Annotated in this window: 25 protein-coding genes; 19 read left to right on the top strand and 6 right to left on the bottom strand. The window is 39.9% G+C overall.

Translation table 11 applies throughout. The annotated features are described in order from the left end of the window. Window positions 1–234: IS200/IS605 family transposase (gene tnpA, locus H5079_RS14760; protein WP_182684374.1), on the bottom strand; the 234-nt coding region annotated here is incomplete at its 3' end. Between the two features lie 38 nt (window positions 235–272). On the opposite strand from tnpA, the gene H5079_RS14755 reads away from it, so the two are divergent. The 9 genes from H5079_RS14755 to H5079_RS14715 all read left to right on the top strand — a co-directional run bounded on the left by H5079_RS14755 (window position 273) and on the right by H5079_RS14715 (window position 10,464). Beyond that, on the top strand, window positions 273–1,466 hold the full coding sequence (locus H5079_RS14755; protein WP_182684373.1) for an RNA-guided endonuclease TnpB family protein: 1,194 nt from the start codon (window positions 273–275) through the stop codon (window positions 1,464–1,466). 420 nt (window positions 1,467–1,886) lie between these two features. After that, window positions 1,887–4,145 carry a nitric-oxide reductase large subunit gene (locus H5079_RS14750; protein WP_089368696.1) on the top strand — a complete coding sequence of 753 codons (2,259 nt, stop codon included), beginning with the start codon at window positions 1,887–1,889 and terminating at the stop codon, window positions 4,143–4,145. Window positions 4,146–4,396: 251 nt separating this feature from the next. Further along, window positions 4,397–5,698, top strand: a complete 1,302-nt coding sequence (locus tag H5079_RS14745; protein WP_086993230.1) for a M20 family metallopeptidase — start codon at window positions 4,397–4,399, stop codon at window positions 5,696–5,698. 195 nt (window positions 5,699–5,893) lie between these two features. Beyond that, window positions 5,894–6,895, top strand: a complete 1,002-nt coding sequence (locus tag H5079_RS14740) for a fatty acid desaturase (RefSeq protein ID WP_011329065.1) — start codon at window positions 5,894–5,896, stop codon at window positions 6,893–6,895. A 32-nt stretch (window positions 6,896–6,927) separates the two neighbouring features. Further along, a complete protein-coding gene (locus H5079_RS14735; protein ID WP_011329064.1) occupies window positions 6,928–7,722 on the top strand; it encodes a LuxR C-terminal-related transcriptional regulator in 795 nt (264 codons plus the stop codon). Window positions 7,723–7,902: 180 nt separating this feature from the next. Continuing rightward, window positions 7,903–9,165 (top strand): tyrosine--tRNA ligase, encoded by a 1,263-nt coding sequence (gene tyrS / locus H5079_RS14730; protein WP_182684372.1) that lies wholly within the window; start codon window positions 7,903–7,905, stop codon window positions 9,163–9,165. 107 nt (window positions 9,166–9,272) lie between these two features. Further along, on the top strand, window positions 9,273–9,473 hold the full coding sequence (locus tag H5079_RS14725; protein ID WP_226898010.1) for a hypothetical protein: 201 nt from the start codon (window positions 9,273–9,275) through the stop codon (window positions 9,471–9,473). 132 nt (window positions 9,474–9,605) lie between these two features. Then, window positions 9,606–10,019 carry a GFA family protein gene (locus H5079_RS14720; protein ID WP_011329061.1) on the top strand — a complete coding sequence of 138 codons (414 nt, stop codon included), beginning with the start codon at window positions 9,606–9,608 and terminating at the stop codon, window positions 10,017–10,019. Window positions 10,020–10,026: 7 nt separating this feature from the next. Further along, complete coding sequence (locus H5079_RS14715; RefSeq protein WP_182684371.1) at window positions 10,027–10,464, top strand: Rid family detoxifying hydrolase; 438 nt, start codon at window positions 10,027–10,029, stop codon at window positions 10,462–10,464. An 80-nt stretch (window positions 10,465–10,544) separates the two neighbouring features. Here the strand turns inward: H5079_RS14715 and H5079_RS14710 are convergent, their stop codons facing one another. Continuing rightward, complete coding sequence (locus H5079_RS14710) at window positions 10,545–11,738, bottom strand: MFS transporter (protein ID WP_182684370.1); 1,194 nt, start codon at window positions 11,736–11,738, stop codon at window positions 10,545–10,547. Between the two features lie 114 nt (window positions 11,739–11,852). On the opposite strand from H5079_RS14710, the gene H5079_RS14705 reads away from it, so the two are divergent. Further along, window positions 11,853–12,647 carry a helix-turn-helix domain-containing protein gene (locus H5079_RS14705; RefSeq protein ID WP_011329058.1) on the top strand — a complete coding sequence of 265 codons (795 nt, stop codon included), beginning with the start codon at window positions 11,853–11,855 and terminating at the stop codon, window positions 12,645–12,647. Here the strand turns inward: H5079_RS14705 and H5079_RS14700 are convergent. Both H5079_RS14700 and H5079_RS14695 read right to left on the bottom strand, forming a co-directional pair. Continuing rightward, window positions 12,635–14,701, bottom strand: a complete 2,067-nt coding sequence (locus H5079_RS14700; RefSeq protein ID WP_182684369.1) for a TonB-dependent receptor — start codon at window positions 14,699–14,701, stop codon at window positions 12,635–12,637. The two genes, H5079_RS14705 and H5079_RS14700, sit on opposite strands and share 13 nt — an antisense overlap. Window positions 14,702–14,774: 73 nt before the next feature. Further along, window positions 14,775–15,434: a YoaK family protein gene (locus H5079_RS14695; RefSeq protein ID WP_011329056.1), complete on the bottom strand. Its 660-nt coding sequence runs from the start codon at window positions 15,432–15,434 to the stop codon at window positions 14,775–14,777. A gap of 181 nt (window positions 15,435–15,615) precedes the next feature. On the opposite strand from H5079_RS14695, the gene H5079_RS14690 reads away from it, so the two are divergent. From H5079_RS14690 to H5079_RS14680, 3 genes are all read left to right on the top strand, one after another. Then, window positions 15,616–15,864, top strand: coding sequence for a TIGR03643 family protein (locus H5079_RS14690; RefSeq protein ID WP_011329055.1), 249 nt, complete (start codon window positions 15,616–15,618; stop codon window positions 15,862–15,864). Window positions 15,865–15,943: 79 nt separating this feature from the next. Further along, window positions 15,944–16,393: a hypothetical protein gene (locus tag H5079_RS14685; protein WP_011329054.1), complete on the top strand. Its 450-nt coding sequence runs from the start codon at window positions 15,944–15,946 to the stop codon at window positions 16,391–16,393. 19 nt (window positions 16,394–16,412) lie between these two features. Beyond that, a complete protein-coding gene (locus H5079_RS14680; protein WP_182684368.1) occupies window positions 16,413–17,489 on the top strand; it encodes an endonuclease/exonuclease/phosphatase family protein in 1,077 nt (358 codons plus the stop codon). Between the two features lie 202 nt (window positions 17,490–17,691). Here H5079_RS14680 and H5079_RS14675 read toward each other — a convergent pair whose 3' ends face one another. Beyond that, a complete protein-coding gene (locus H5079_RS14675; RefSeq protein ID WP_011329052.1) occupies window positions 17,692–19,071 on the bottom strand; it encodes an NAD-dependent succinate-semialdehyde dehydrogenase in 1,380 nt (459 codons plus the stop codon). A 272-nt stretch (window positions 19,072–19,343) separates the two neighbouring features. On the opposite strand from H5079_RS14675, the gene H5079_RS14670 reads away from it, so the two are divergent. Together H5079_RS14670 and H5079_RS14665 are read left to right on the top strand one after the other, a co-directional pair. After that, complete coding sequence (locus H5079_RS14670) at window positions 19,344–19,910, top strand: Crp/Fnr family transcriptional regulator (RefSeq protein ID WP_089368690.1); 567 nt, start codon at window positions 19,344–19,346, stop codon at window positions 19,908–19,910. A 48-nt stretch (window positions 19,911–19,958) separates the two neighbouring features. Further along, window positions 19,959–20,456, top strand: a complete 498-nt coding sequence (locus H5079_RS14665) for a YgjV family protein (RefSeq protein WP_011329050.1) — start codon at window positions 19,959–19,961, stop codon at window positions 20,454–20,456. A 34-nt stretch (window positions 20,457–20,490) separates the two neighbouring features. Here H5079_RS14665 and H5079_RS14660 read toward each other — a convergent pair whose 3' ends face one another. Next, on the bottom strand, window positions 20,491–21,003 hold the full coding sequence (locus H5079_RS14660) for an NUDIX hydrolase (RefSeq protein WP_011329049.1): 513 nt from the start codon (window positions 21,001–21,003) through the stop codon (window positions 20,491–20,493). A gap of 229 nt (window positions 21,004–21,232) precedes the next feature. Here H5079_RS14660 and H5079_RS14655 point away from each other — a divergent pair, with 229 nt between their 5' ends. From H5079_RS14655 to H5079_RS14640, 4 genes are read left to right on the top strand one after another with little or no spacing between them, the layout of a single operon-like run. Continuing rightward, the gene (locus H5079_RS14655; RefSeq protein ID WP_182684367.1) at window positions 21,233–22,573 is read left to right on the top strand and encodes a sigma-54 dependent transcriptional regulator; all 1,341 of its coding nucleotides are present in this window, start codon (window positions 21,233–21,235) and stop codon (window positions 22,571–22,573) included. A 15-nt stretch (window positions 22,574–22,588) separates the two neighbouring features. Then, on the top strand, window positions 22,589–22,795 hold the full coding sequence (locus tag H5079_RS14650; protein WP_182678284.1) for a histidine kinase: 207 nt from the start codon (window positions 22,589–22,591) through the stop codon (window positions 22,793–22,795). Between the two features lie 26 nt (window positions 22,796–22,821). After that, window positions 22,822–24,306, top strand: a complete 1,485-nt coding sequence (locus tag H5079_RS14645) for an ATP-binding protein (RefSeq protein ID WP_179807509.1) — start codon at window positions 22,822–22,824, stop codon at window positions 24,304–24,306. Further along, complete coding sequence (locus tag H5079_RS14640) at window positions 24,307–24,768, top strand: response regulator (RefSeq protein ID WP_011329045.1); 462 nt, start codon at window positions 24,307–24,309, stop codon at window positions 24,766–24,768. Window positions 24,769–24,789: the final 21 nt, after the last annotated feature.

The following is a 24,789-nucleotide window of genomic DNA, read 5'->3' as shown; positions in this document are numbered from 1 at the left end:
CCTAACGTAACTCGCAACGCTGATATTGGGAGAGATCGTTAGCAATATGTGTATATGATCTTTGTCCACCTCGATCTCTTCGATATTAAATTCTGAGCGCTCTGCAATTTCAGTGATTTTTTGTTTTACAAAATCACCTACATCACCTTTTAACAATTGTTTTCTATATTTAACCACAAGTATTAAATGTAGCGCTATTAAATATTTACAGTGAGATTTAGTTTCATATTCCATCTTGACAACTCATTTCCATACAGTAGTCTATACAGTATATGAAAAAGACGCTTAGATACAACTACAGGCTAAATCCTACGCCAGAGCAAGAAGCTAAACTCGTTGAGTTTGGTGCGACAGCGCGTGGCATTTGGAACTTATTGTTGTCTGAGAACATGCGTCGATACGAGCACGATAAAACGTTTTTGTTTTACAAAGACATGGCCTCACTACTTAAAGATATCAAGACGTTCGAAGAGTTTAACTGGATCAAAGCATTCGATTCTGCGGCAGCTCAACAAGTTGCCCGCGACCTGGAATTAGCGCTCAAGAATGTTTTTACTAAAGGTCGCTTGCAACGCTTTCCAAAGCACAAGATCTCATATAAAAAGAAAAAACTTCACAACGATAGTTTTCGAGCGGTCAATAACTCGAACTGTATCCGCATTGAAAATGGCGCTATCAGTATCCCAAAGGTAGGCAAGATACCCATTATCTTGCATCGCAAACTAGCAAGTAAAATCAAGACTGTAACTATCCAGTATCATCACGGAAAATGGGGATGCAGCATCACTCAGGAAGTTGAGTGCAAAACAGCTAAACAAGTTTTAAAAACAATCACAGGTTTTGACATTAACTCAAAGCAAACTGTTGTTGGCTCAGATGGTTTTGTGGTCGATAACCCCAAGTTTTTAAAGCAGTCAAAAACAAAGTTAAATCAATTGCAACGCCAGCTTGCACGCCGAACTAAAGGTTCAAATCGCTGGCAAAAAACCAAACAACGCATCAACAAATTACACGGCAAAATCTCACGCCAGATAACCAATGAAAATGACATTTTAGTGTTCGAAGATTTAAACGTAAAAGGGATGCAAAAGTTCAATGGCAGCATGGTTGCCGACAATGTGATGGGCTTAATTACTCAGCTTTCAAAATACAAAACTGAGCTTGAAGGTAAACTCTATCACGAGATTGGCAGGTTTGAAAAATCCACTGGGGTTTGTTCTGAATGCGGCCAACATCATGTTTTAACATTGAACGACAGATATTTCACATGTACGGCTTGTGAAACTTACCAAAACCGAGACTTGTCAGCGGCTAAAAGCATAGCAAAAACAGGTGAATTAGATTTAATTGCGGCTGGGATCGTCGCAAGGGTTACCCCCACATCTCAGCAGAAATCAGCCATTAAAACGAAAGTCTTCAAGCTATCGAAGTTTGCTGTTGGAACTGAGAAAAAAGAAGCAGCCTAGTCTCTAAGTCAAGGCTGTAGAAGCCCATTGATCGACACGGAGTGGCGTCGATGGGTAGTTCACATGTTCTAGCACGATTTAGCTTGAACCCACCACCTTTCCTTGGGGTAATTAATATAGCCTAGTGCACTTAATTTTGCACAACACTCATTAAGTAACTTTAAAACTCTATTGTGTAATCTTTTTTATTGTCGCTAACGGCGATTATGTTGATCTGGACACATATTCTGCTCAGATATTTACTGTATGTTAAGAGTAAGCTGAAAGTAATTTGTCGTATCACAAATAACTATCAGTTGCTAAAGCGGCTTACTAGTTTATTGATTTGCAAAGATCGCTTTATAAGTTATCAATAGTTACATCAGTAATATAAAGCTTCGCTATAAAATTGCGTCATGTACATTTAACAGGAGAGTAATAATGAGAGAATATAAAAGGTTATGGTGGGCCCTTTTAGGGGTCGTCGCAGTCACCTTTTCATTATTAGGTTACTACGGCACAGAAATTTACCGTGAAGCACCGCCAATACCAGCCGCGTTTGTATCAGAAAGTGGCAAAGTGTTAACCACAGAAGAGCAAATACTTGACGGGCAAACTGCGTGGCAATCTGTTGGTGGCATGCAATTAGGTTCGGTTTGGGGGCATGGAGCTTATCAAGCGCCAGATTGGACAGCTGACTGGTTGCATCGCGAGTTAGTGAGTTGGTTAAATTTAGCTGCAGAAGATCAATTTGGCACAGCATACGATGAACTCAATGAGCAGCAACAGCATATGCTGCGCTATGATCTTAAAAAAGATTATAGAACAAATACTTATAATACAAAAACCAACACTGTGAGCTTATCGCCGCGACGTATGCAGGCAATAGCGCAAACCAGTGATTATTATAATGCGTTGTTTGGTGGTGCAGCTGAGCTGCAGCAAACCCGTGCTAACTATGCAATGAAAGAAGTTACTTTGCCCAGTGCTGAGCGCAGGGCACGTTTAAACGAGTTCTTCTTTTGGACGGCTTGGGCGGCATCTACTGAGCGTTTAGATGGGAATGCAACCTATACCAATAACTGGCCGCATGAGCCGTTAATTGATAATAAACCCACTACCGAAAACATAGTATGGTCGCTGGTCAGTATTGTGTTACTGGTTGCAGGAATTGGAGCATTAGTGTGGGCGTGGGCATTTTTACGCAGGCAGGATGACGAAGAGCCAATCGTGCCAAAAACAGATCCTATTTTATCTTTTAACTTAACGCCTTCGCAAAAATCTTTAGGTAAATACTTATTTTTAATTGTAGCTTTGTTTACCTTTCAAATATTTGTAGGGGCATTTACCGCTCATTATACCGTTGAAGGGCAGGGCTTTTATGGCGTGCAAACCTCTGAATGGTTCCCCTATAGTTTAGTGCGAACTTGGCATATTCAGTCGGCGTTATTTTGGATTGCAACAGGCTTTTTAGCGGCTGGTTTATTTTTAGCCCCAATTATTAATGGTGGCGAAGATCCTAAGTTTCAAAAGCTGGGTGTTGATGTATTGTTTTGGGCGTTAGTATTGGTAGTAGTTGGCTCGTTTATTGGTCAGTACTTAGCAATTGCGCAAATAATGCCGCCAGAACTAAACTTTTGGTTAGGCCATCAGGGCTATGAATACATTGATTTAGGACGACTATGGCAAATTGGTAAATTTGTTGGAATATTGCTGTGGTTAGTATTAATGATGCGTTGTATTACACCCACTTTAAATAAAGAGGGTGATAAAAACTTACTGGTTTTATTTATGCTGTCGGTAATTGCGATTGGCTTATTTTATGGTGCGGGTTTTTTCTACGGCGAGCGTACGCATATTTCAGTAATGGAATATTGGCGCTGGTGGATTGTGCATTTATGGGTGGAAGGTTTCTTTGAAGTATTTGCCACAACAGCACTGGCCTTTATATTTTTTAATATGGGTTTAGTGTCTAAACGTATGGCTACAGTGGCTTCGTTAGCGTCGGCTTCGTTGTTTATGTTAGGCGGTGTTCCGGGGACTTTCCATCACTTGTACTTTTCGGGTACAACTACACCCGTTATGGCTGTAGGTGCAACTTTTAGTGCGCTTGAAGTAGTACCACTTATAGTGCTTGGTCATGAAGCATGGGAGCATTATAAATTAAAAACGCGTGCGCCTTGGATGGAAAATGTTAAATGGCCAATAATGTATTTTGTAGCCGTTGCATTTTGGAATATGTTAGGTGCAGGTGTGCTGGGCTTTATGATCAACCCACCAATTGCTTTGTATTATATTCAAGGACTTAATACCACAGCAACACATGCCCATGCAGCCTTATTTGGCGTTTATGGCTTTTTAGCGCTGGGCTTTACACTACTCATATTAAGATACATTCGCCCGCATTTAAAATTTGATGAAGGCTTAATGAAAACCTCTTTTTGGTGGATGAATATAGGGCTAGCGTTAATGCTATTCACTAGTTTATTACCGGTTGGTATTATTCAATTTGTTGCCAGCGCATCAGAGGGGCTTTGGTATGCACGTAGCGAAGCATTAATGCAAAGCGATACTTTGGTAACGCTACGCTGGGTGCGCACCATTGGTGATGTAGTATTTATGGTAGGCGCATTAGCGGTTACTTGGCAAGTTGTTAAAGGTGTATTTAGCTCGCCAGAAAAAGCAGTTAAAACGCCCTAGTTATATTGTAAATATATAAAATAAAGTTAAATAAAAATGACGCTAAACAGCGTCATTTTTTATTGGTGTTTTTACTCTAGTGAGTTTTAGTTACTATGTAGTTTATTAAATGTTTTGCATAATAACTCAAAATAGCTGAGTAATTATTTGCATTGCTCAGTGCATTGCGCATTATCTACTTACTCACGTCAAAATTTTCTATAACAGCACTGCACAGTGTTGCTAAAGGCAGATAATAAAAAGGAACACAGATGAAACGCTCATTAATCTCATTAGCTATTGGCTTAGCAAGCCTAGGGGCATTTAATGCCAGTGCCAATATTAATATCGATAAACAGATAAATCAGGTTGAAGATAAGGTGATTGAATGGCGTCGCGATTTTCATCAGCACCCTGAGTTAAGTAACCGCGAAACACGTACCGCTGCGATTGTAGCACGCCATTTAAAAGCCTTAGGGATGCAGGTTGAAACTGACATTGCTTACACAGGTGTAGTGGGGATTTTAAAAGGCGGTAAGCCGGGGCCAACAGTAATGCTGCGTGCCGATATGGATGCACTGCCAGTAACCGAAAAAGCCGATGTGCCTTTTAAATCACTGGTAACTACCAAGTATAATGGGGTTGATGTTGGGGTTATGCATGCCTGTGGGCACGACACGCATGTGGCTATGCTAATGGGTGCAGCTGAAGTATTAGCCGCTGTAAAAAATGAATTACACGGCGATATTATGTTTGTGTTTCAGCCAGCAGAAGAAGGCGCGCCACAAGGCGAAGAGGGCGGAGCTGAGTTAATGTTAAAAGAGGGGATATTTAAAAAGTATCAACCCGATGTGGCGTTTGGCATTCATGTTATGGCGGGATTAAACAGCGGCCAAATTGGTTATCGTAGTGGCCCAATTATGGCCAGTGCCGATCGCTTCGAAATAACGGTAAAAGGTAAGCAAACGCATGGTTCATCGCCTTGGGGTGGGGTCGATCCTATTTCAGTTGCTGCACAAATTGTCTCAGGGGTTAATCATATTGTTAGTCGTCAAATAGATATAACTAAAGAGCCTGCCATTATCTCGTTTGGTAAAATAGCTGGTGGCGTACGTAATAATATTATTCCCGATAGTGTAGAAATGGTAGGCACTATTCGTAATTTTGATATGGATAACCGCCAACAAATTTTTGAAAAATTAACCACTACAGCTACGCATATTGCTAAAGCGTCGGGAGCCGAAGCACAGGTAAATATTTTTAAAGGTTACCCAGTAACGGTGAATAACCCAGAGCTTACCGCGCAAATGTTGCCAACACTTAAAAATATAGTAGGTAAAGATAACCTGTTTGATGTGCCAAAAGTAACCGGCGCAGAAGACTTTGCTTTTTATGCGCAGCAAGTACCGGGTTTATTTTTGTTTTTAGGCGGCACGCCAACAGGGCAAGATGTAAAAACAGCACCAACCAACCATTCGCCGTATTTTTATGTTGACGAGTCAACGCTTAAAGTGGGCACTAAAGCAATGAGCCAGCTGGCGATTGACTATTTAGCTGCACAGCAAAAAAACTAACATAAACTTAGCTCACGCTAGGATTAAATAAATTACGGGCGCTAATAGAAGAGGCGTCCGTGTTGTTTTTTGCAGTAATTAGCGTGTAAAAGCATTAGCAACTAGTATCAAAGAGCATAAGAAAGTACTCTCAAAGGTGTTTTTTTTACCAGTTCGGGTATTATCCGCCCCAACATAATTGATCGGTTGTAATTTATGACTCATTTAAGTGCAAAAGAAAATATTCAAGCCATTGTTAAAGCTATTAAGGCTGAAGAGGCGAAGCTACGCGCTAAGCATCCATTATTAACGCATCAAAATACCTTGGGATTGGTTATTTTACTGTTATCTCTTGGGGCATTAGTTGGGGTTGGCTTTTTATATTATTTAGCCATTATTCCTGCGTGGTTATGTATTATTTTAGCTGCTATGGCTGCATCTATTTCGCATGAGTTAGAGCATGATTTAATTCATAAACAGTATTTTAGTAATCAGCCATTTATGCATAATTTTATGATGCTAACCGTGTGGTTAATGCGCCCTAATACTATCAGCCCTTGGTATCGTCGTAAGTTACATTTACACCATCATAAAACTTCAGGCACACAACAAGACCTAGAAGAGCGCTTAGTGGGTAACGGTATTAAAAATCCTTTGTTACGCGCGTTGGTTATTGTGGATGGCTTATTAGGCTTATTAATTAACGCCAAACGTTTTTCTAAAGAAATTAAAGGCTTTCACTTTTTTAAGATATTTAATGCCGGTTTTCCTATTACCACCGCTTACTTTATTGTTTTATACAGCGTAATTATATTTCATGGCGTTAATTTATTTACTGGGCTTGCACAAAGCTCGCCGGCTTGGTTATTAAGCACTATGTCGCTATTTGAGTTTTTAATGGTGGTGTTAATTGTGCCTAATATTGTGCGCTCGAGCTCGCTAAATTTTGTTACCTCGTGCATGCATTACTATGGCGGTGTAACCAATATGCTGGAGCAAACCCATGTGTTAACCAGTCGGGTATTTATGCCGTTTCACTTGTTTTGTTTTAACTTTGGTAAAACCCATAGTATTCATCACTTTGTGCCAAATCAGCCATTTTATTTACGCCAAATGCTAAGTAAAAAAGTGCTAAATGTAATGCGCGAACATGGCGTGCGTTTTAATGATTTTGCCAGTATTAAACAGGCAAATTTTTATAATGCTAACGCCAATTAAACTTTTAATTTAACTAAAACACCGTGGCAGTAATGATTGCAAAACCCACTGAAAATGAGCTAATTGCGCAATGTGTTGAAGCAATCAATTCAACTGGTTTTGCACAAAAAATAGTTAATTACATTGCTCATTTAGTGCAATTTGACTGCGCGGTGATTTTAGGCTGTAGAGCCCATAAACACCCCATTTATTTATACGACTCGATAGATACTCGACGCGAGTTATTGTTTCAGCGCTATTTAACCAATTCGTTTATTAACGATCCCTTTTATATTGAACTGTCAAAAAGTGGCCATGAAGGTGTGTATCGGTTAGTCGATATCAGCGCAAATAAAGACTTAGCAGCTTATACCCAATACCAGCAACAGTTTTATAACGAAACCGGTTGGGTAGATGAACTAAGTATAAGTGTGCGCACAGATGAGAGCCGCTGGATTGTTATTTATTTAGGCTTTTTAGAAAGCAAACAACGCTTTAGCGCCGCACAAAAAAGCACCTTAATAGCTCATTTTAGCCTTATAAAAGCATTATGCCGCCAACATTGGGGCAATAACTTATTATTGCTTGGGCCTTTAACTACCACAGCTACAGGGCAATTAATTGAGCGTGGCTTAGCTACCTTTGCCAACGAGCAACTTACCACCCGCGAGCGACAAATAGCTATGCTATTAGTGCAAGGCTGCGACTCTAACGATATTGCTAAGCAATTAAATATCACCTTAGGTACAGTTAAAAACCACCGTAAACGTATTTACGCACAATTAAAAGTGTCTTCGTTGAGTGAGTTTTTTCAGCTGTTTTTAAACCACTTAATCACTAGCGAGTAAGATTAGTTAGCATAAATATTTGCCTTGCCTTAATACTACTTTCGCACCGTTAAACAGCGCTTCTACTTAAATTGATTAATATAAAGTACTTTCTATCCCTTTAGGGATATATGGTTGTGTAGCAGCTTTAATTAGTATTTTTACCCTAACTAATTAACACATGTGTGTGGGATAAATACAATGACAACACAATTACTGGAAGATATTACACATCGCGGCCTGGTTTCTCAGGTTAGCGATTTAGCGCAGCTTGAGCAGTTATTAGCAACCTCACAAGTTGTGTATTGTGGTTTTGATCCTACCGCGGGCAGTTTACATATTGGCCACTTAGTACCTTTGCTAATGCTAAAGCGTTTTAATGATGCCGGCCATAAAGCGGTAGCATTAATTGGTGGCGCAACCGGGTTGATTGGCGACCCAAGCTTTAAAGCCACCGAGCGCAGCTTAAACAGTAAAGAAACCGTACAAGGTTGGGTAGCAGATTTAAGCTCACAAGTAGAGAGTGTAATGAACCCGCATTTAAGCGAGCCAATTCAATTAAAAAATAATGCCGACTGGTTTAGCGGTATTGAAGTGTTGGATTTTTTTCGCGATGTAGGTAAGCACTTTTCAATTAATAATATGATCAACCGCGAGTCGGTAAAGCAACGTTTGCAACGCCCTGATCAAGGTTTATCGTTTACTGAATTTAGTTACACTTTATTGCAGTCGTACGACTTTGCTAAATTAAATAGCGAACTGGGTTGTAGTGTGCAAATTGGCGGCAACGACCAGTGGGGGAATATAGTAAGTGGGATTGATTTAACCCGCCGCTTAAATAAGCAAACTGTGTATGGATTAACTTTGCCACTTATTACTAAATCAGACGGTACTAAGTTTGGTAAAACGGAAGGCGGCGCAATTTGGCTTGATCCGAAAAAAACCTCACCGTATCGCTTTTACCAATTTTGGTTAAATTGTGACGATGCCGATGTATACAACTTTTTGCGTTTTTACACCTTTTTATCGATAAAAGAAATTGAAGCCATTGAAGCGAATGACATTACCAGCCAACAAAAGCCTCAAGCGCAAGGTATTTTAGCCGAGCAATTAACCCGCTTTGTACATGGCGAACAAGGCTTAGCAAGCGCGCAGCGCATTACGCAATTATTGTTTAACGGCCAAGTACAAACACTCACCTTGGCAGAGCTTGAGCAATTAGAGCAAGATGGGCTCGCCGTACACGCTATTAGCGACGCGAAAATTAATATTGCTGAGTTACTGGTTAAAAGTGAACTGGCCAGCTCAAAGCGTACTGCACGTGAGTTAATAAACGCGAATGCGATTAAAATTAATGGCGAGGCCATTACAGATGAGCACGCACAGTTAGATTTTCCGCTGTTTGATCGTTTTTGGGTAATGCAGCGTGGTAAAAAGCAATTTAGGCTTATTAAGTTAGCTTAAAGTGTTACAGGCGTGTTGAATTGAACATCCTATGAAATAAAAAACGCACATAGCCTGTCTACTAATTAGGTTAATAGCCTTTTTGAGGTAGTACTATGTGTAGTTCAATGAAACGTAGCCGTGAGGTAAAAAAGTTACAGCTTAACTTTGAAGACGATCTTAGTAATGAGCAACGCTTGCGCTTTGCTGCTAAAGCAAATATAGCGCAAGCGCGCCGTGATGCGCTTAATAAAAACAGTGCTGATAAGCATATTGCTAAATCACGCTTTTTTAATTTATTTCGTTGGTTTAAACAGTATTTATCATAAATTTAGAGGCACTAAATAGTTGCTTTAGGCTGTGGTTTTTTATTGCTATGCAGGTACACTTTTAATATAAAACTCGTGTAATACCGAAGCCGCCTTAAGGGTGGAGCTCGTTAAAAATAATGGATATATAAAATGAACATAACTGGAAGCTGTTACTGCGGCGACATAAAATACCAAGCGAAAACACAAAGTAACACGCTATTAGTGTGCCACTGTAGTGATTGCCAACGCATGTCGAGTGGGCCATTTAGAGCGGTAATAATGAGTGAGCCTAACGGTGTTACTTTTACGCAAGGTAAGCCTAAAGAATATATAAAAACGGCGCAAAGTGGTAATAAACGTGCGCAAGGGTTTTGTGGTAATTGTGGCACCTCACTTTATGCTACCAACGAAGCGACAGAAAACCGTGTATATGGCCTTAGAATAGGGGCGGTTGATCAACGCGATGAGTTTACGCCAGTAGCGCAAATTTGGTGTCAGTCTAGCGTTAGTTGGTTGAACGATTTAGTGCAAGTGCCTGCATTTGCCACCACCCCAAAAAATTAGGTTTATGATGAAAAAAATAACATTAATTACCTTATTCGCCAGTGTATTGAGCAGTGGTTTTGCTAATGCAAAAAACAGTGATATTGAGCACTTAAATGCGGCCTCAGCAAGTTTACCTTTTTCGCAAATTGTAAGGGTCGATAATACCTTGTATATGTCGGGTCAAATTGGGCTTACAAGCAGTGGTAAACTAGCACAAGGTGGTTTTGCAGCAGAGACTAAGCAAACGCTCGAAAATATAAAAAGCACCCTAGAGCAGCATAATTACAGTATGAAAAACATAGTAAAGTGTACGGTTATGCTAACCGACATAAATAACTTTAAAATGTTTAATAAAATATATGCTGAATACTTTACCCCGCCATATCCTGCGCGCAGTGCGTTTGCAGTAAAAGCGTTAGCACTAAATTCAGTTGTAGAGGTTGAATGTATTGGCGCTGTTTAAGCTAAATATATAAAAAGTACTAAACTATAATTAGTTATAAAAGTGGGCAAATGATTACACCGCCCACTTTTAATTAACGCTTACGCTTTGTTGCGCATAGTAATATTACGCCCGCCTAAATAACCAAACACCGCACATAGCGCGCTCGCACCTGCGCAAAACCATAAAGTAGATGCCCAGTTACCAAAATAACTATGCAGCGCACCTGCAATAATAGGTCCAGTAGCGGCAAGTAAATAACCAATACACTGCGCCATACCAGAAAGTGCCGCAGCTTGATGTGAGTCGTGAGTACGTAAACTAATAAACGACAAGCCCAATATAAAGCATGCACCCGAGCAAAACCCCATAGTGATTGACCACACAGACGCATAGTCTGGCATATACAACAGTCCAATCGACGACAGGCTTGCCAACACTCCTAAAACAAAGGTGAGTACGCGCTGATCTTTTAGTTTTGCTAATAAGGGAATTAAGATAATACCGGGTAAAGCCGAAGCTACCTGAAATGAGCCTTGCAGCGCACCCGCTTGTTGTGCGCTGTGGCCACTGTCTATTAAAATGCTTGGTAACCAGCCAATAATTATATAAGTAAATAACGAGTTACAGCCAAGTAGCAAAGTAATTTGCCACGCAAGGGCTTGGCGCCACACTTTTACGTCACCGGTGTTTTCAACCAGATCTTTAGTCGGTTTGGTGCGTAGCTTTAATTGCGGTAGCCAAATAAATAAACTTATTAAAGTAATTAACGCGTAACTGGCTAAAGCAATTTGCCAGCCCATTTGTTTATATTCGGCAAGGGGAATAATTAACGCTGAGTAACTACCGCCAAAAATACCCATAGCAAGCACATACGCCGAGGTCATTACAGCCACTTTGTGTGCAAAGTCGCGCTTAATTAAACTCGGTAACAGCACATTACCTATCGCAATGCCGACCCCAATGACGGCGGTGCCTAAATAAAGTACCGGCACAGAATTTATCATGCGCGATGCTAAGCCTAAGCCAATTAAAATAAGGGCAATAAAAAGCGACACTTCTAAGCCTTGCCTTTTAGCTAAACTAGTGGCTAATGGGCTTGCTAAAGCAAATGCAATTAACGGTAAGGTGGTAAGCATACCGGCTTGTGATGCGCTTAAATTAAAACTAAGAATTATTTGGTCCAGCACGGGGGCTAAACCAGTCACTGGCGCACGTAAGTTACTGGCAATAAGTAAAATTCCCAGTACTAATAATGCGTAAGATAAGCGAGATTGAGATTGTTGAGTTAACAAGGTAAACGTCCTAGCAGGTTGGTTATTTAGCAAGAAGCAATAGAGACTAGTATAAAGGCTAAGTCATCACTATAATTTAGTAAAAGAGACATTAAATAACTAAAAACAGACAAAATGCAGCTTCCCCAAGATTGGAATGAAATAAAAAACTTTGAAATCATGCCGCAGCCGGTTATTGCTAAAATAGAATATGCCCAGCTTAGCCGTGAAATTCCGCTGCATACTCATCCAAAAGGGCAGTTAATTTTAGCCCTGCACGGTTATGTTACCTGTGAAGTGGCAACAAAAATGTGGATGGTGCCTACTCATAGCGCCATTTGGATCCCGGCAAATGTAGAGCACAGTAATAGAGCATCTGATAATGCGCATTTATGCCACTTATTTATTGATGCAAACTTACAAGGTATGCCAAGTACAGCCTGTACATTAACCATTAGCCCATTAATAAAAGAGTTAATGCTTAGTTTGGCAAGTAATCAGCAAAACTATAGCTTAACGGGTAAAACCGCACGGCTTGCACAGGTATTATTTGATCAGCTGGTGGATATGCCAATTCAACCTTTAGACTTTGTACTATCAAAAAACAGTGTTATTAAAAACATGAGCAATCAACTTATTAGCCAGCCTTATAGCCGTAAAACATTGCCACAATGGGCACAGCAATTTGCTTTAACTGAACGTACTTTAGCGCGGTTAATAAAAAAAGAAACCGGTATGACCTTTGGTAAATGGCGCACTCAATTGCATATTATAATTGCACTGCAGGCGTTATCTAATCAGCAAAGTGTGCAGCAGGTATCGGAGCTATTAGGTTATGAGTCGGTGAGTGCGTTTATTACTATGTTTAAAAAAGTAATGAAAAAATCGCCCATGCGTTACATGAGCGATCTGGATGTTTACCAGCTATAAGTTGCTGAGATCATGGCGTTACGTGGCCGCCCTGGAAAGTAGCGGTCGCCGGTAAAGCTTGTGTAATCGGCGCGCTCGGCATAAGCGGTATCGGTTAAGTTAATAATACGCGCTGCAAGCGCTAAGTTATTTGTTATTTGCCACTGTGCTCGTAAACTTAAAATGTCATGCCCGTCATAACTGTGTAAGTTTTCAGGATCGGTATAGTAACGACCAACATGATGCCATTGCAGTGCCACATTGGCGTTATTAAACGCCTGCCAGGTTAAATCTAAATTGGCAATTTTACGCGGGGCGGTATCAACATCATTATCTTTAATATTGATATTATTGAGTATTTGCTCATTAGTATAACTATGCTTGGCATAACTGGCGGCAAAGTTAACTGACCAAGTTGAGGTGAGAGCATGCTCAAGTTCAAGCTCAATCCCGCGGTGGCGCGAGCTGCCATTATTCACGGTAAAAAAGTCGCTGTCGCGGTAAATAGTATGGTGCTTACTCATAGCATAAACCGATAAATTATAACGACTATTTTGATAAACGCCTTTTAAGCCAAACTCAGCATTATTAGCTATTTCGGCACTTAAATTAGTGGTGTTTTGCTGGCGTTGTAACTGATATAACTCGGCGGCTTGTGGCGCTCGGTAGCCACGCGAAAAGTTAGCATAAAGCAGGTTATTAACAGTGTACTGATAGCTAACCCCAAGTTTTGGCGATAAGTTACTAAAATTATTTTTTGTACTTTCAGGGCGGCTATATCGGCAACCACCAAATCCGCACTCTGTACCGTCTTCTTTCGTGCGCCCCGCTAACATGTTATTAGTGTAGTCGTATTGCATGTGCTCATAACGAGCGCCAAGAGTCACTAACCAATCGTTTAGTTGCAGATCAACACTGACAAAAGGTGCATATAAAGTGGCATTTACGTCGTAATCGTAATGCTTACCTTGGGGTACTGTAGCAACTAAAAATGCCGAGCCTTGAGTTGGCTTGTTTTGACTTTGTAAAAAGTCGGCGCGGGTGTATTCGCCATCTAGGCCAAAGTTAAGCTTAATATTATTCTCTAGCTGATGTTGATAAAGCGACTGCAGCCCCACACCGGTTTGACTGTTGTACTCTAGTGGCGTACCAGGTAAAAAATGCTTAAAAAAGTCCATACTTTGGTTACGAAAATACACCGTTGTTGAGAGTGTATCGTCATTTATTTGCCAAGTGGCGTTACTCCATACTCGTAACGAACGTGCTTTTCTAAACGCATCCGGATCAAAGTTTTGTTGTGCTATGCTCTCGTCTTTATAGCTTTTAAGGCCAGTAATAAAGCCTGCGGTTTGTTGATCTAAATGGGTATAAGTAAGCCCAGAAGTAAGCGCTAAATCGCTATTATTATACCGGTGACGTAAGTTTACCTTTTGTTGTTTTACGCTTTCATCATCGCGATAGCCGCTGTCGTCAGTAATGCTGGCGTTAATACCTAACCCACTGCTGCCCATATCGTGGCCAGCACGTAATTTATAGCGGTTATAGCCAAACGAGCCATAATCTAGTCCGATTAAGCCGCCATCTTGCGTTGTATCTGGGGTGATCACGTTAATAACCCCATGCACCGCATTTGAGCCATACAGGGCAGAACCAGGGCCTTTAAGTACCTCTATACGCTGCGCCATTTCGCTATGTGCTTCAAACAACTCGTTTATATTACAAAACCCAGCTGCTCTTAGTGCAATACCATCCTCAAGTGTGAGTAAACCACCACAGGCACCTGCACCGGATAAAACAGGTGAGCGCAGCGCGGGTAAATATTCTTGGCCATTACCACGTTGTATATTTGCGCCAGCGACTCTTTGCATGGCTTCTTCAATATGCGTAGGAGCAATGGCATTTAATTGTGCTTCATTGAGCACGCTAATAATTACGGGTAACTGTGTACTAAGCGCCTCAACACGCGACGCAGTGGTTGTTATGCGCTCAATTGGCTGAGCATCATTTTGCTTGGCAATGGCTATAAGTGGTAGCTGAGAGAGTAACAGCAAAGGGGGTAAGTAATGGCGTTTCATATATTCCTACACATTGATTATATGGCAATAGTGCTATGGTAAGCGTTAGGCAAACGTATTGAAATAACTTGCGTTAAACGGTATTGCGTAAACGATAAAGCCGATAAGTAATTGATAAAATAAAGCACATAACAGCCGGTACTACTAAAGTTGCTACAGAAAACAATTCAAATAGCATAAACCCAATTACACCACCGCATAAAAAACCTAGGGTGATCAGTAAAAACACCATGAATTTTCGGCCATCTACAGCATCGCCTTTTAATGCGCGGCCCATCATTAAACCAAGGTCGGTAAAAATACCGGTTAAATGTGTAGTACGTACTACTGCGCCACTGTAATTGGTTGCCAGCGCATTTTGTAAACCACAAGCGGCAGATGCCAGCACTATGCCATAAACAAAGGAGCTATAAAGTAAGTAGGCACTGGCTAGTAGTAATAACCCTTCAATAAACAATAAAGTATCGTAATGTCGGCCTAACTTTAACGAACCACCGTTGAGTAAAAACCCCGACAACGCAGAGCCAAGCATAAAGCTAATTATGATACTAAACAGTAATAATGCCGCACTGCCATCACTCATTAATTTAATGCCAAATAAAGTAACAGAGCCCGACAAATGAGAAATAGCCTGATGTTCAAATCCTAATAAACCCACGGCGTTCACAATGCCGGCAATAAATGCCAGTGTAAATGCGCCATATTCAACCCAGCGTGGCAGCTTTGTAAACATAGTTAACTTCTCTATACTTGGTTATAGATATATTTAATATCATACACTTAAACTTTCTTCTTCTAAAATAATGATAAAAAATAACCGTAATTAAATATATCTCTATTTTATATGGCTTAAGTTAAATTGATCGTGCAATTTTAGTGCTTCGTATTAGTTATTTTTTAAAGAGAAAATAACTATGTTTAACGCCCAGCAGCAATCGCGCATTATAGAAATGGCATGGGAGGATAGAACCCCGTTTGAAGCAATAGAGCAACTTTATGGCTTAAACTATTCGCAGTTGGTGGTTTTTATGCGCCAAAATATTGCCAGCGGTAGCTTTAAAGTATGGCGAAAACGCCACGCTGGGCGCAAAACCAAACATTTAAAGCTGCGTGATCCCGCCATTATGCGCAGCCATTGTAAAACGCAATATAAGCAGCGTTAAGATTAATTTATACAGAGTTTCATATAATGTTCAGGCTAACTTGTTAATCTCGCGTTATTAACTAAAGCAGAGATTAACTATGTATAAAACCATTTATAGCGCATTAATTATTTTAATATTGAGCTCATTTAACGCACAAGCAAAGCACGACAAAGATGATTATTATGATAAGCACCATAATAAACATAGTAAATACGAGCATGGCTCAAACAAGCACTACAATAAAAAACACCATAATAAAAAACACTATTCAAATAAGCATGAGTGGAAAAAACACCATAAAAAATATGATCGCCACGATAACCACTTATCTAAAAAAGAAGCTAAAAAACTTATTCGTCAAGGGTGGACACCACCGGGTTGGCATAAAAGTTACCACAGAGGTGATATTTTAGAGCGTGATATTTATAAGCGTGCCAAAGTAATAGACAGATACCGAGATAAAGGTACTGTACGCATAGAGGTAGATCGTACTATTATTCATATGGTACACGACACGCGCGAAATACTGTCTATTTTGAGTCGATAAGCAACCAACAGGAATTTAAATGTTTATTACGCTGGCAATAATAACAAGTTTTTTATTATTTATAACGCTATTACCTATGGCGTATAGCCAGCATTACCTGGTGCGTGGTTGCGACTTTATTCGCTTACAAGTGTTTTATATTGCAAGCTTTATAGCATGTGTTGCTGGGTACTTTGCATTTAATAACGCCACAGACTTTTTGTATATTGTTGCAGGCGCTGTATTAATTTTGTTTTTACAGGGAAAGTGGATATACCCATATACTTGGTTGGCAAAAAAAGAAGTGCAAAGCGCCTCAAAACACATTGCGCACAGTGTAAGAATTATGTCGGCAAATGTACTTATGTCGAACCATAACAGTGAGCAATTAATTAGCTTGGTTGATCAGCATCAACCCGACCTGCTTATTACCCTTGAAAGTGACAGCTGGTGGCAAAATAAGTTATCAGTACTTAAAAAAGACTATCCATATTACATAGAGTGCCCTAAAGACAACCGTTACGGCATGCACCTATACAGTAAATTTAAAATATTTGACGCACAAATATGCCAGCTAATAGAAGACGACATACCGTCAATTCATATTTTATTTGCAAGTGCACAAGGGGTTAAAATGCAAGCGCACTTTATTCACCCAGCGCCACCAAGCCCCACCGAAGAAGACTCATCGCGGCCGCGCGACTCAGAGCTAATTATGGTAGCAAAAGCACTTAAAAACCCAACACGGCCAACCATAGTTGCCGGCGACTTAAACGACGTAGCTTGGTCGCGCAGTACCCGTTTGTTTATGCAAATTAGTGGCTTATTAGACCCCCGTAAAGGCCGTGGCTTTTACAATACTTTTCATGCAAGTTACTTTTTTATGCGCTGGCCGCTGGATCATTTATTTCACAGCGAAGGGTTTAAAGTAAAGCGTATAAAACGATTAGCTAAATACGGTTCTGATCACTTCGCGCTATTAACCGAGCTAACCTTTGAAAATGCCGACCAACAATCGCTAGAAACTAAATCGGCGCTGCACAAGCAAGAAGAGATTCAACAACTCGCTATGAGCAAAGCAGATAAACGCAAAGTGCCAGTGTTTGAAAAGAGTTAAGCTTTCAGTAATTAATTTATAAAGAGCTTAGGTGCTGCGTTTTAGCACGTGATAAAAATGATGAGTAAAAGTGCGATATAAAATCGTAATAACAAAAATTGATGTTAGATAAATTGAATACAAAAACACCGCGCTGAATTAGCGCGGTGTTTTATTTTACTTTCTAGTAACGAGTGTTTAGTACTCGTACTTTATAGTAAGTTTATGAGCTGTGGATCATGATGCTTTTAACGTTCACAAATTCGCGCATGCCAAAGCCGCCGTGCTCTCGACCGTAGCCACTTTCTTTAACTCCACCAAATGGTAAGTTTGGTTGCGCTAAACCGTAGCCGTTTATGTTGATCATGCCGGTGTCGAAGTGCTTTTTAGCCAGCTCAATGGCTTTTTTCTCGTCTTTTGAGAAAATGCCGCCACCTAAACCATAGCGAGACGAGTTAGCAATTTTCATTGCATCGTTGTTGTCTTTCGCTTTTATAAGCGAGGCAACAGGGCCAAATAATTCGTCATCGTATGCTGGCATGCCTGGCGCTAAATTATCAAGTAGCGTAGGAGGGTAGTAAAAGCCGGTTTGCTCTGGTATTTCACCACCGGTGACTATGTTTGCTCCTGCTTTAACCGATTGCATTACTTGCTCGTGAATACCGTCGCGTAAATCTTTACGTGCCATTGGGCCTAAATCAGTGCCGTCGGCCATTGGATCGCCCATTTTCATGGCTTCAAACTGCTGTTTTACTTGCGCTTTAAAGTCATCATACAGAGACTCAACCACTACAAAACGTTTTGCCGAAACACACGTTTCGCCGTTGTTGATCATACGTCCTGTTACACAGGTTTTTACGGCAAGCTCTAAATCGGCGTCATCAAGTACTAAAAATGCGTCGTTACTACCAAGCTCTAGTACGGTTTTTTTAACGTATTTACCCGCTTGCTCGGCCACTTTTTTACCTGTGCTATCGCTACCGGTAAAGGTAACGCCGCTAATCGCTTTATGCGCTATGAGTGCGCTGGCTGTTTTGCCATCAATAAGTAGGTTACTAAAGCAGTGCTCAGGAAATCCGGCTTGTTTAAACAAGGTTTCAATTTTTTCGGCCATACCAAATACATTACTGGCATGCTTTAACACTGTGGTGTTACCGGCCATAATATTAGCGGCGCTGTAACGAATTACCTGGTAAAGCGGAAAGTTCCAAGGCTGAATGCCAAGTAGTACACCCGTAGGCTGATAGCTAACAATTGCGCGACCGCCGTCCATGTCACGTTCTTCATCAGCAAGAATTTTAGGGCCGTGCTCGGCACTGTAACGACAAATGCCTGCGCACAGTTCAACTTCTTGCAAACCTTGGGCGTATACTTTACCCATTTCTTCGGTCATAAGCTTGGCTATGGCATCTTTTTGCTCTTCGAATAATGAAGCTAATTTGTTTAAGTGTTTTGCACGTTCGGTCACTGACACTAAGCGCCACTGTAAATAGGTTTGATGAGATTTTTCGATTACCTGCTCAGCTTGCTGTTGCGACAGCAGCGTATAGGTATTAATGATTTGCTCAGTTGTTGGATTGATCGTATTAACTGTGTTGCTCATTGTAATCTCCTCTATGTTTGTCTGTACTGAGAAGTGCAAAGGTAATGCCAGTTAAGGTTCTATTCGAGTTTATTTATAAGTTTATGTTATTAATAAATTTAATGTTTTTTATAATATGAATTTAATATTTTTATAGTTTATTTATCTGTTATATTTTGTAAACAATGCAAGTAGCTGCAAAATTTACAAGAAAATTAAAGTAATTTACGTGTTTTTAGGCTTAGCTTGCAAGTTAGAGCCAGTAAACCCTCATCAAAAAATGGTTAATATAAATGAATGAAATTTCAATCTTGCCGCTAGGCGATAGCTATCAAGAACTTGCTGCAAATTTAAAACTGCAACTTGCAGCGCAATACCCAATTAAGCATATAGCGCGCGATACCGTATTGTTACAACAAGGGCAAAAGCAGCGTTATGGCTATTTAATTCTTGATGGGGTGTTAGGTGCAATACATGATGATGCACAGGGCGGGCAAAGGTGTAAGGAGTTTTACTTTAAAGATGAGTTTGCGCTACTTTATGGAAACTGGCTAACGAATACCGAAGCGTTTTATCAACTAAAAGTAATTAATAGGGTAAGCGTTATTAGCGTCCCATTGAATGTATTTAATCAACCCGAATGGCAAATAATTAAGCAACAACTTATTGCGCAGCAGCTTATATTTAAAGAGGCCAAAGAAGCATTTTTATTGCTTAATACACCCGAGCAACGCTACCGTTATTTATTAGCCGAAAAGCCCCATTGGTTGGCGCAGCTAAGTTTAACTCAAGTGGCTATGTATATTGGTATTTCGGCAATTTCTTTATCAAGAATTCGTAAACGACTTAACTTAAGTTAAGAGTAATAACGCTAAAGCTAGTTAGACTTGCTGCTTTAAGGAGTCACTATGTTTTTAATTGCTCAGTCGTTAGTTGCTATAGCAACATTACTTGATCTTGCTTCGTTTCAGTTTAAGTCGCGTTCGTTAATTTTAACCTGCTTATTTATGTCGGTATTGCTGACTGCAGTGCACTTTTTTATGTTGGGGCACAATAGCGCAGGTTGCTTAATGTTAATTGCCGCCTTTAGGTATTTTTACTGCATTTATGCACGCAAAACGTGGGCAATGTATGCTTTTATGTTGCTGTGTTGCGTGGCTGTTTATTTTACTTGGCAAGATTGGTTTAGCGCACTGGCACTTATTGCGACGTTAATTCAAACGTTTGCATCGTTTCAAAAGCACGACTTACATATGCGTTTATGTATGGTTGTAGGTACTTTATTTTGGATAAGCCATAACGTTTTTGCAGGCTCTCCGGTCGCTATTGTTATGGAAAGCTTATTTTTAAGCAGTAATTTAGTTGGCTTGTATCGTTTTTATAGCACAAAAAAAATACCTTGTTGAGCTTTACTCAGGTGTAAGTAAAGCTAATTACAGGCTATAACTGTTTAGCTATTTCTTTGAGTAAATAGGTTTCGCGAATAATCGACAGCCCCTGCTTATCGCTGGTGGCAAGTGTTCGCTCGTTATGCTCAATTGCTTCATTTATATCTACCCACTTGGCAACCATACCATTTTGTTGCTCGTAGTGTTCAAGCTGCGTTTGGCCTAACTTTTGGTCAATATTACATACATAGCAATAAGACTTTATATGAATAATGTCAAAGTCGTCTTTGTACCAAGGGCGGTACTCTTCATATAGGCCGAACTCTTTTTTTATTACTATATTTTGTGCGCCGGTTTCCTCTTGTAGCTCACGTATTAACCCTTGCTCTATACTTTCGTGCTCATCAACACCGCCACCAGGTAAACTAAAGTCATCGTATCTCTTTGTATACATTAATAAAATATGCTGTTTATGCATGGCAATAGCGCGGGCGGTAATACGTGTAAATTGGCTGCCTTGTTCAATATTAATACTTGGGTGAATGAGGGTTTTTAATGGGCGCATTGGCTCTCCTGTAATAAAGTTAAATTATATCAGTTATTTATTTTAGGTTTTTATTAAATAGTATATAAAGTGAGTGTTTTTTAAGTTTAAGTACATCAAGTATGCTTACACTGTTCACTGATGAAAATGTAACTAAATAATATAAGCTCTGTAATTTAAGCGACAAATAGCGCGCCTTTCTTTTAGTGCTAAGGCCAAGTAGAATAATAAAAAAGCATAGGGATTAATCATGTTAAATATACTATTAGTGGACGATGACGTTGAGTTTAGTGACGTGGTTTGTCATATAGTCGAATTCCTCGGCCATAACATAAGTACAGCAACCAGTTTAAAAGAAGCCCATCAGTGGCTAGAAAACAATAGTTTTGATCATATACTGCTCGACTTTATGCTCCCCGACGGTAGCGGCTTACACCTACTTGATCATTTAAAAATGATAGGCCATTCACCTAAAATAACTCTAATATCTGGGCACCCTTCGGTAAAGGGGATTTTAGCCGACATGTGCGAACCTAATGTTGCGCATTTATTAAAGCCATTGCAGCGTGAAGATCTTGAAAGGGTGTTAAATGGCCCGAAAAAAATCATTAAAAAAACGAAATCATCAGCTATAACCCGCCACTTTGGTACGCTAATAGGCGAGTCTACAGCAATGCATAAGCTGTACACCATGATAGAGCGAGTGGCTAAAACCCACGCCAACGTAATGCTTATGGGCGAAAGTGGTGCGGGTAAAGAAGTGGTTGCTCAGGCCATTCATAATGCCAGCGAATGTGGAGGACCGCTGGTGGCAAGTAACTGTGGTGGTTTTTCAAAAGAGTTAATTAGTAGTGAGCTGTTTGGCCATGAAAAAGGCGCATTTACCGGTGCTATTGCACGTAAAGAAGGCGTGTTTGAACAAGCAAATGACGGCACGTTATTTTTAGACGAAGTAACCGAAATGCCAATTGGTATGCAACCTAACTTACTGCGCGTGCTAGAAACAAAAAAAGTAACACGTGTTGGCGGAAACCGCGAAATACCTACAAATTGCCGAGTTATTTCCGCCACTAACCGCTCGCTTACCGATTTAGCGCAAAATAATATTATTCGTGAAGATATTTACTTTAGATTGGCAGTGTTTCCTATTGATATACCGGCACTGCGCGATCGTAAAGAAGATATTCCACTATTAGCAAACGCCTTTTTAGAGCAATTAAATGATGAAAATGGCACCGCATTTAACTGGAATAACGACCAGTTAAAAGAGCTACAAAGCTATGACTGGCCTGGTAACGTGCGCGAACTGCGCCATGCCATACATCGTGCGTTTATTATGAGCGATCCACAAACCAGTGATATTACCTTACCCGATAATTTAGAGTCGCCATTTTCAAAAGTGAATAGCCAAACTAACGACAAGCAAGTGTCGGCAGGACAAACCATTGAGGAAGTAGAAAAAGAACTTATTCATGCCACGCTCGATAAAGTACAAGGTAATAAAACCTTGGCTGCACAAATGCTGGGTATTAGTACTAAAACACTTTATAACCGCCTAAATGCTTATGGTGGCATTGGCGAATATAAATAAAATTTGAGGAAAACAATGAGCAATGACAGTAAAAAACCTCTGAATGAGTTAGTACACGATGCTAGAGCACCACTTAATCGAATTTCGATGAATGCAGAGCTTATAAAACTGGTGCTAGAAAACGATATGCCAAAAGAGAAAGCACTCGATGCGCTAAATAAAATTATTGCTAACTGCCAACAGTGCAGCGAAAGCTTACAAACAATTACAGACTCGCAATAATTTATCTCTTTGAATTAGGATGCTAAATGAGTACGCAAAAAGAACCAAGTAAAGCTAATGTCATTTGGGCAACATTTATTGTTGTGGTGTTATCTATCATTATTGGTAACGCATTTTTGGCAGTAAATACCATACAAGGATTAAGCCAAACGCAAAATAGTTTAGACAATACCAGTATGCTCACTAGCGCTATCGAAAAGTTACATTTGTCAGTTGTGCAGGCCGAGTCGGGTCAGCGAGGTTATTTACTTACAGAAAAAAGTGATTATTTAGTTCCTTATTATGATGCACTTGAGCAGCTTGAGTCACAAACTGAGCATGTAAAATCATTAAGTTCAGAAATTAATGGCCAGGCAGAGCGTATTGCACTGTTATTGTCGTTAGTGGATCAAAAGGAAATTGAATTAAAAAAGACCGTTAACTTAGCGCAAAATAATAAAGAGCGCAGTGCGCTGTATTTAGTAAACACAGATAAAGGACGAGAGCTGTATAAAAAAATTCGCTTAGCGGTAAACGAAATTCAAGATCGAGAAATGCTGTTTAAAGTTAGCCATTTTTCTAAGTTAGCAAAAATAAAAAATGAAGCTAAAATTACCTTTGTTATTACCGCAGTCACTAGCGGTTTGCTAATTATAGGCATGTTTGTACTTACACGGTTAAATTTAAGAAATGCTGCGCAGTATCGTGCAGAGCTTGAAAAACAAAACGAAACGCTAGCTAACAAAGTGACAGAGCGAACTCAAGAGCTAACGCTTTATTCAGATGAGTTGAGCCGCAGTAACCGCGAGCTAGAAGAGTTTGCCTTTGTAGCAAGCCATGACTTGCAAGAGCCACTGCGTAAAATTCAAGCATTTAGTGATCGTCTCGAAACTATGTTTAAAGATGAGCTAGGTGAAAAAGGCATGGATTATATAGCGCGCATGAAAAATGCAGCGCAGCGCATGTCTAATTTAATTAATGATTTATTAGAGTTTTCGCGTATTACCACCCGTGGCAAAAACTTTGTTGATACCGATTTAAATAATGTATTAAATGATATTTTAAGTGATTTAGAAATTGCAATTAAAGAGTCTAATGCACAGGTTAATGTGGGCGATATGCCAATAATTCAGGCCGACCCAAGCCAGATGCAACAGTTATTTTTAAACTTAATTTCAAACGCAGTTAAATTTAGGCATCCAGAACAACAACCAGTTATTAATATTGAACACATAAAAACGAGTGAGTTTAGTGAAGGGCATAATACCGAAGTTTGTTGGCAAATAATTACCGTTAAAGACAACGGTATTGGTTTTTCGCCAGATTATGCAGATAAAATATTTGTTCCATTTCAGCGTTTACATGGTCGCTCGCAATATAAAGGCACCGGCATAGGTTTATCTGTTTGTCGGCGTATAGTAGAGCGCCATGGCGGTACTATAACAGCACAAAGTAACATGGGTGAGGGTGCAAGCTTCATAATAAAACTACCTGTGGAAAGCGAGCTTTTCACATTGCAAGGAGAGGCTTAAATGCCACTTACTAAAGTAAAACCAATCACTATTTTAATGGCTGATGATGATGAAGATGATCGTTTATTAACTCAAGATGCCCTCACCGAAAGCCGTGTACTTAACGAGTTACATTTTGTTGAAGATGGTGTGGAGCTATTAGAGTACTTGGAGCGAAAAGGTAAATTTGAGCAAAAAGATACATCACCCAGACCAGGTTTAATTTTATTAGACTTAAATATGCCACGTATGGATGGCCGCGAGGCATTGCAAGCTATTAAAGCAAACCCATGCTTAAAGGGTATACCTGTTGTTATTTTAACTACCTCAAAGCAAGAAGAAGATATGGTTAAAGGCTACGACTTAGGTGCTGCGTCGTATATAACTAAGCCAGTTACCTTTGATGGTTTAGTTGAACTAATGAAAGCACTCGGTAAGTACTGGGTTGAGTTTGTAGAGTTACCAAATACTTATAATGATTAAAAACAGCCACTAAAACGGGAG

It is taken from the genome of Pseudoalteromonas sp. SG44-5, assembly GCF_014164175.1.
Taxonomy (GTDB): domain Bacteria; phylum Pseudomonadota; class Gammaproteobacteria; order Enterobacterales; family Alteromonadaceae; genus Pseudoalteromonas; species Pseudoalteromonas nigrifaciens.
This window is presented reverse-complemented; position numbering and strand designations above follow the sequence as displayed.